We start from the raw sequence: 7,866 nt of genomic DNA on the forward strand, positions 1-7,866 counted from the left end.
TGCTTCCCCGCCTCCCGCCGCCGCTGCTTCCCCGGCCGCTGGCACGCCACAGGCCCCCGCCGCGAAGGCACCCGCGGGTGACCAGACGGCGGATGAGGCCTTCACGTCGCGAGTGAAGACGCTGGAGGAGCAGGTCGTCGACCTGAAGGAGAAGATCTACCGCTCCAAGGCGCGCCTGCTGCTGCTCCAGGAGTCGGTGATGGGCGGCGAGCTGTCCACCGGCGCCCGCGCGGTGCTCGTGCACAAGAACGAGATGGGCAACGCGTTCCAGCTGGAGTCGGTGGTGTACGCGCTGGACGGCGCGCCCATCTTCACCCAGGTGGACACGCAGGGAGACCTGAACCGGCACCAGTCGCTGGAGGTCTTCAACGGCCGCATCGTGCCGGGCCAGCACCAGCTCGCGGTGCGACTCGTCTACCGGGGCAGCGGCTACGGCGTGTTCAGCTACCTGGAAGGCTACAAGTTCAAGGTGCAATCCAGTTACACCTTCAACGCGGAGTCCGGAAAGGTCACCACGGTGAACGTGGTGGGCGTGGAGAAGGGCGGCCTCACCACGGACCTCAAGGACCGGCCCGCGGTGCGCTACGACATTGAAGTGGCCAAGGACACGCGCGCGAACCGTCCCGCCGGCTCCGGCTCGGAGCCGGAAGGCGCTCCGGGGACGCCCGCCGCGCCGGCCACCACCTCCAGCGAGCTGAAGTAGGGAGCGTCAGGCCGTGACCGCGACGCTGCACGCCCTGGCCCTCGCGCTGTCCCTCGGGGCCGCGCCCGCTCCGGCGCCCCAGGCCTCCAAGCCGGGGGCCGCGCTGCCGCCCATGCCCGCGTCGTTGAGCTCGCGCGCGGCTTCGGTGGAAGCGGTGGAGGCGCAGCTGCGCACGGCGGAGCAGTCACTGCGCTTCGTGGAGACGCAGTTCACGGAGCGCCCCGAGCCCAGCAGCGCCGACTCGCAACTCAAGCGCTTCTCCGAGGGCGAGGTGTACTCGCTGCTGGGAGACTGGGCCGCCGCGTCCGTCCTCTTCTACGACCTGGTGAGCGACCCGGCGTTCAAGGCGAACCCGCGCTACCCGGAGGCGGTCTTCTATCTGGCGGACGCGCTGTACCAGCAGAAGAACGACATCGGCGCGCGGGTGTATCTGCGCGACGTGCTGTCGCTGGACCTGACGCCGCAGCGCTACAAGGAGGCGGTGAGCCGCTACCTCGCGGTGGCGGGAAGGCTCCAGCAGTTCGACGGCATCGACGCGTACGTGGAGAAGGCGCGGCAGCTGTCGGGCGGCGTGCTGGCGCCGGACATCGCCTACGTGCACGCGCGCGGCACGTTCAAGCGCCTGGACCTGACGCCGGAGGAGCACCAGCAGCGCTCGCGCGCGCTGTTCGCCCCGCTGGCGCAGAGCCCCGGCGCCTTCCGCGTGCAGGCCGTCTACCACCTGGGCGTCCTGAGCGTGCAGAGCGGGGACTACCCGGCCGCCATCGCGCAGTTCCAGCGCATCGTGGGCACCGGACCGGACACCGTGGTGTCCACCGGCATCGCGGAGGCGGAGGCCCAGCGCTTCCGCGAGCTCGCGTTCCTGTCGTTGGGCCGGCTGATGTACGAGACGGGCCGTTTCGACGAAGCGCTGGACCACTACGGCCAGATTCCACGCGAGAGCGAGCGCTTCCCGGAGTCACTGCTGGAGGTCGCGTGGACGTACGTGCGCAAGCAGGACTTCACGCAGGCGAAGAACGCCACGGACATCCTGCTGCTCGTCGCGCCGGACTCGCAGCTCGCTCCCGAGGCGCGCATCCTCCAGGGGCACCTGCTCCAGAAGCTGCGCCAGTACGAGGAGGCGCTGGAGACGTATGACGGCGTGGCGCGCATGTTCACGCCCGCGCGAGACAAGGTGGACGCGCTCCTGCGCGTGAATCAGGACCCGGTCGCGTATTTCGACAACCTGCTCGCGCGCAACGAGCGCTCGCTGGACGTGAGCACCCTGCTGCCCCCGCTGGCGCTGAAGTACGCGTCCACGCAGAAGGAGGTCGCGGACGCGGTGCGGATGGTGGGCGATCTGGACAGTGGCCGTCAGGGCGCGGGCGAGGCGAAGGCCATCGCGGAGCGCATCCTGGAGGCGCTGGACGCGCGCGGGCTGGAGGCCTTCCCGGAACTCCAGGAGGGCTACGTCCGCACGGAGGCCGTGGACACCGCGCTCACCGCCGTGGAGCAGTCCCTGGTGCAGGCGGAGGCCGAGCTGGTGGAGGAGAAGCTGACGCCCTCCGAGCGCGAGAAGCTCCTCGTCGCCCAGGGCGCGCGCGAGGCCCAGCGGCTGCGCTTCGCGGCGCTGCCCACCACCAACAAGGAGCTGGAGGAGCGCCGCCACCGCATGCAGGCCAAGGTGGACGCGGTGGACCGCGAGGCCTTCCGTGTGGGCTATGAGCTCCAGAGCCTGCACGCGAACGCCGCCGCCATCCGCAAGTGGGTGGAGGACACGCGCGACGAGCGGCTGGCGGACCCCGCGGAGGAGCGCGAGTTCCTGGTGCAGCTCCAGGCGGAGATCGCCACGCTGAAGGACCTGCAGGCGGAGCTGGACCGCACCCGCGCCCGGCTCGCCAGTGAGCGCCAGTCCACGGACACGTCGCTGGAGGGCGAGGCCGCCATCCGCGCCCGCTACTCCGCCGCGCTTCAGCAGGAGCACGGCGTCCTGCGCGCCGGTGAAGGCCGGCTGTCCGGTGAGGACACGCGCGTGCTGTTGCGCATGCACGCGGTGCGCTCGCGCATCGACTCGTTGCGCGGCCGCGTGGCGGTGGCGCGGGTGGCGCTGCGCTCGCGGTTGGAGTTTCGCGTGAAGTCCATCCGCGACAAGGTGCGCGTGGAGCAGGCGCTGCTCCAGGGCTACGAGCAGGAGGTGGCCGCCGCGTCCGGTGACGCTCGCAACCTGGTGGGCCGCATCGCCTACGAGAGCTTCCGCCGCGTGCGGCAGCAGTTCTACGACCTGGTGCTCAAGGCCGACACCGGCACGGTGGACGTGGCATTCAGCCGCACGCAGGACAACGCCACGAACATCCAGAAGGTCGCCAAGGAGAAGTCGGACGCACTGCGCGCGCTCGACCTGGAGTTCAAGGACGTCCTGTCGTCGGAAGGGGGGGACTGAAGGCCATGCGCCGCCCTGCCCTCGTCCTCCTCCTGGCCCTCGCGCCGCTGGCCGCCCACGCCGCGAAGGCCAAGACGCCCAGCCAGGCCTCGAAGAAGACCTCCAAGCCTTCCGCACCCTCAGGCCCCGCGAAGGCCCAGCCAGCGGCTCCGGTTCCGCCCGCGCCCAACACCTCGCGCTACCTGGACGGACTGGGACACACGCCCGAACAGGAGAAGCTGCTGCGCGACGTGAGCCGCGCGCTGGAGGCGTACGAGGCGGAGTCTCGCGACTTCCACCGCGAGGTGAAGCAGCTCATCGAGCGGCGCTACCAGCAGAAGCGCTCGGCGCTCAACAACGCCTACGAGAAGACGCTCACCGCGCTGGAGTCACAGGAGCGCACGCAGCGGCTGGACGCCATCGGCCGCTTCGAGGACTTCCTGCGTCGCTACCCGGACGAGCCTCGCGCCACGCCGGACGTGATGTTCCGGCTGGCGGAGCTGTACTACGAGCGCTCCGCGGACGAGCACCAGTTGGCGCGCAAGGACTACGCGGAGCGCGTGCGCACGATGTCCGACGAGGCCATGGCGGACCTGCCGCCGGAGCCGGACGTGGACTTCACGCCGTCCATCGGCCTGTATCGCTCGCTGCTCGCGCGCTTCCCGGACTACAAGCTCAACGACGGCTCCCTGTACCTGCTGGCGTACTGCCTCAACGAGCAGCACAAGGACGAGGAGAGCCTCGCTACCTACCAGCAGCTCACCACGCGCTATCCGAAGAGCCGCTTCGCCACCGACGCGTGGACGCGCATCGGCGAGTACTGGTTCGAGGAGGAGACCGACCCGGAGGCGCTGCGCAAGGCCGCGGAGGCGTACACCGCCGCCACGCGCGACACGGAGCACCGGTTCTACGACAAGGCCCGCTACAAGCTGGCCTGGACGTACTACCGCATGGACTGGTTCGAGGAGTCCGTGGACAGCTTCCTGCTGCTCCTGGACCACTACCAGTCCCACCAGCAGTCCGGCAGCAAGGCGGACGAAGGCGACCTGCGCTCGGAGGCGCTCCAGTACATCGCTCTGTCGCTGGCGGACGAGACGTGGGGCGGCGTGGCCAAGGCTCGCGATCTCTTCGCGAAGCGCGGCGGCCGGCCCTACGAGCCGGAGGTGTACCGCCGGCTGGGCAACGTCTACTTCGACCAACTCCGCAACGAAGACGCCATCGCCGCGTATCAGCAGGTGCTGTCCACCGACCCGCTCACCGCGGACGCGCCGCGCCTGCAGCAGCGCATCGTCCAGGCCTACGAGCGCGACCGGCGCATGGACCTGTACGCGCGCGAGTCGGAGAAGCTGGCCAACAGCTACCTGCCCGGCGGCGCCTGGTACGAGAAGAACAAGGACGACCCGAACGCGCTGTCGCACGCGCAGACGCTCGCCGAGCAGAGCCTCTACTCCGCCGCCGCGTACCAGCACCAGCAGGCGCAGGCCTTCCAGAAGGAGGGCAAGACCGCGGAGGCGAAGAGCACCTACGCCTCCGCCGCGCGCGCGTACGGCACGTACCTGGAGCGCTTCCCGCGCAGCAAGACCGCGTACGCGATGCGCTTCTTCCACGCCGAGACCCTCTTCAACTCGGACGCGTACGGCGCCGCGGCGAAGGAGTACTCGGCCGTCCGCGACTCCAACCAGGACAACACCTACCGGAACGTGTCCGCGCACAACGCGGTGCTCGCCTGGAAGGCGCAGCTGGACGAGGACGTGAAGGCCGGCCGCGTGCCGGAGCGCAAGCCGCTGCGCGCCAGCGAGCGCCCCAAGGACAGCACGCACGCGCCCGTGGCCCTGGCGGAGACGGAGGCCGCGCTCTTGAAGGCGTCCGACGCGTACGTGGCGCTCCTGCCCAAGGAGGAGGCCGCGCCGGGCATCGCGTACCAGGCCGCGGAGCTCTTCTACACGCACGACGACTTCGCCCAGGCCCGCCCCCGCTTCGAGCGGGTGGTGCAGGCGTACCCGCGCAACCCGGTGGCCGGCTACGCCACCAACCTCATCATCGAGTCCTTCCTCGTCGACCAGGACTGGAAGAGCGTGGAGGAGGTCAGCGCGCGGCTCGCCAGCAACGCGCAGGTGGTGGATCCGTCCAGTGAGCAGTACCGCGAGCTGATGAAGTTCAAGCTCGCCGGCCGCTTCAACCTGGCGGACCAATTGGCCTCGCAGAAGCGCTACGACGAGGCGGCCAGGAAGTACCTCCAGTTGGTGGAGGAGGCCCCCCGCCACGAGTTCGCGGACAAGGCGCTCAACAACGCGGCGGTGGCGTACGAGGAACTGCGCCGCTTCGACTCCGCGATGAAGCTCTACGAGCGCATCTACCGCGACTATCCGAAGTCGCCGTGGGCTCACACCGCCCTGTTCCGCGTGGCCCTCAACGCGCAGAAGTCCTACGACTTCGACAAGGCCGTCACCAGCTACCAGAAGCTGGTGAAGGACTACCCGAAGGCCGAGGAGCGTGAGGCCGCGCTCTACAACGCGGCGTCGCTGCTCGAAGGACAGCAGCGCTACGCGGAGGCCGCCGCTGCCTTCCAGCGGTGCGTGGAGCTGTATCCCCACGGGAAGAACGCGCCGGAGAACCAGTACCGCGCGGCACGCATCCTGGAGAAGCAGGGCGACACCCGGGGCGAAATCAATGCGCTGGAGGCCTTCGTCCGCAAGTTCGCCAGCAAGGCGGATCAGGTGGAGCTGGTGGTGGACGCCAAGCGCCGCCTGGGTGACGCCTGGAAGAAGCGTGGCAACGCGAAGGAGGCCGAGCGCGCGTACGCCGCCGCCGCGGATGACTTCGACCGCCGCAAGCTGAAGCCGGACACGCAGCCGCGCGCCGCGGAAGCCGCCGCCTACAGCCGCTTCCAGTTGGCCGAGCTGGAGTTCCAGCGCTTCGACGCGCTGAAGCTCAGCGGCTCCGGCAAGGCGCTGGAGAAGAGCTTCACGAAGAAGACCGAAGCCGTGAAGGCGGTGGACGCCGCGTACGCCAAGGTGCTGCCGTACAAGCAGCTGGAATGGTCGCTGGCGTCGTTCTACCGGCGCGGCTACGCCCTGGAGCGCTTCGCCGTCACGCTGCTGGACGCGCCGGTGCCTCCGGAAGTGAAGCGCCTGGGGGACGACGCGGTGCTGACGTACCAGGACATGCTCACGCAGCGCACCGTGGCGCTGGAGGACCGCGCGGTGGAGAGCTACGCCGCCACGCTCAAGGAGGCCCGCAACAACCGCGTCTCCAACGAGTGGACGCGCCGCACGCTGGAGTCCCTCAACCGCTTCCGCCCCAAGGAGTACCCCGTCCTCAAGGAGGCCCGGGGCGCGCTCGCGTCGGAGACCGTGTATCCGGATGGCCTGCTGGGCAGCCTCGCCGCGCCGCCCACGCCCGCACGCGCCGACCCGGACAGGGCGACCCGGCTCACGGAAGGGGGCACGCCATGAACGCGGGCCGCAAGTTCGCGCTCACCGGGCTCGTGCTCTGGCTGTCCGCCTGCGCCTCCGGGCCGGAGACGCGCAAGGACTCGAAGCTCACCGGGCCGGAAGGCGGGCCCGTCACTGCCATCAGCACGTCTCCGAAGCCCGGCGAAGCGAAGTCTGGTGACGCGAAGCCTGGCGACGCGAAGCCCCAGGCGAAGGAACCGGCGCCGGTCGCGAAGTCGCTCGCCGGACCGGAGCGGGACTTCACCAGCGCGGTGGAGGTCGCCCGGCGCGGAGAGCTGACCATCGCGGAGGCCGCGCTCAAGGCCCTGCTGGAGAAGTCCCCGAAGCTGGGCCCCGCGTGGACGAACCTGGGCATCGTGCAGGAGCGCCAGGGACGCTTCCCGGACGCGGAGCGCTCCTACCGTCAGGCGTTGGTGCTGGACGCGGACCAGGAGGCCGCGTGGGACTGCCTGGTGCGGCTGGCGGCGCGCACGGGCCGCGCGGCGTCGCTGGAGGCGGAGCTGCGCGAGGCGCTGACGAAGCAGGACTCGGTGGCGCGGCGCACCGCGCTGGCGCTGAACCTCCTGCTGCAGAAGAAGCACCCCGCCGCCGTCGCCGAGGCCCGCCGCGCGCTCCAGGTCAGCGAGCAGCACGTGCCCGCCATGCAGGTGCTCGCGCAGGTGTACGCCCGCGAGGGCAAGTACGAGCTGGCCTCCATGGTGCTGGGCAACGCGCTCGCCATCGACGCGCAGGACGCGGCCACCCTCAACTCCCTGGGCCTGGTGCACCTGGGCCTCAAGGAGCGCCCCCTGGCGCTGGAGCGCTTCCGCCAGGCTATCGCGCTCCGGCCGGACTTCGCCGAGGCGCGCAACAACCTGGGCACCCTGCTCAACCAGGGCGAGGACTACGCCGGCGCCCGCGTGGAGCTGGAAGCCGCCGTGAAGGCCGCGCCGGACTTCGCCGCCGCCCACCTCAACCTGGGCAACGCGTACCGCGGCGAAGGGGACTTCCCCCGCGCCCTGGCGGAGTACGAGCGCGTGCTCCAACTCCAGCCCGACACGAAGGACGTGTACTTCAACCTCGCCCTGCTCCACCTGGACCTGGAGCCCGCCGGAATGGACGGTCTGGAGCGCCTCCAGAAGGCCGCGTCCTTCCTGGAGCAGTACAAGTCCAAGGGCGGCACCGACGAGCGCACCGCGCAGTACCTCAAGGACGCGCAGAAGGGCATCGACCGGGAGACCCGCCGCCGCGAGCGCGAGCGCAAGGAAGGCCTGAAGAAGGCCGCCGAAGCCGCCAAGGCCCCCGAGGCAAACCCGACCCCTGCCTCGCCC

4 protein-coding genes are annotated in these 7,866 nt (G+C 70.4%); all 4 read left to right on the forward strand.

The window, feature by feature from the left end; genetic code table 11:
• Positions 1-703: dihydrolipoamide acetyltransferase (locus tag D7V77_RS38545; protein ID WP_120581220.1), on the forward strand; the 703-nt coding region annotated here is incomplete at its 5' end.
• 13 nt (positions 704-716) lie between these two features.
• Entirely contained in the window at positions 717-3,122 is a 2,406-nt protein-coding gene (locus tag D7V77_RS38550; protein ID WP_120581217.1) for a tetratricopeptide repeat protein, read from the forward strand.
• Between the two features lie 5 nt (positions 3,123-3,127).
• A complete protein-coding gene (locus tag D7V77_RS38555) occupies positions 3,128-6,556 on the forward strand; it encodes a tetratricopeptide repeat protein (RefSeq protein ID WP_120581218.1) in 3,429 nt (1,142 codons plus the stop codon).
• Positions 6,553-7,866: tetratricopeptide repeat protein (locus D7V77_RS38560; protein WP_120581219.1), on the forward strand; the 1,314-nt coding region annotated here is incomplete at its 3' end. The genes D7V77_RS38555 and D7V77_RS38560, both read left to right, overlap by 4 nt.

It is taken from the genome of Corallococcus sp. CA041A, from assembly GCF_003612075.1.
Classification (GTDB): domain Bacteria; phylum Myxococcota; class Myxococcia; order Myxococcales; family Myxococcaceae; genus Corallococcus; species Corallococcus exiguus.

What these genes read in the sequence shown, in the direction of transcription:
- D7V77_RS38555 (WP_120581218.1), top strand. Translation starts at nt 3,128, where the DNA reads ATGCGCCGCCCTGCCCTCGTCCTCCTCCTGGCCCTCGCGCCGCTGGCC.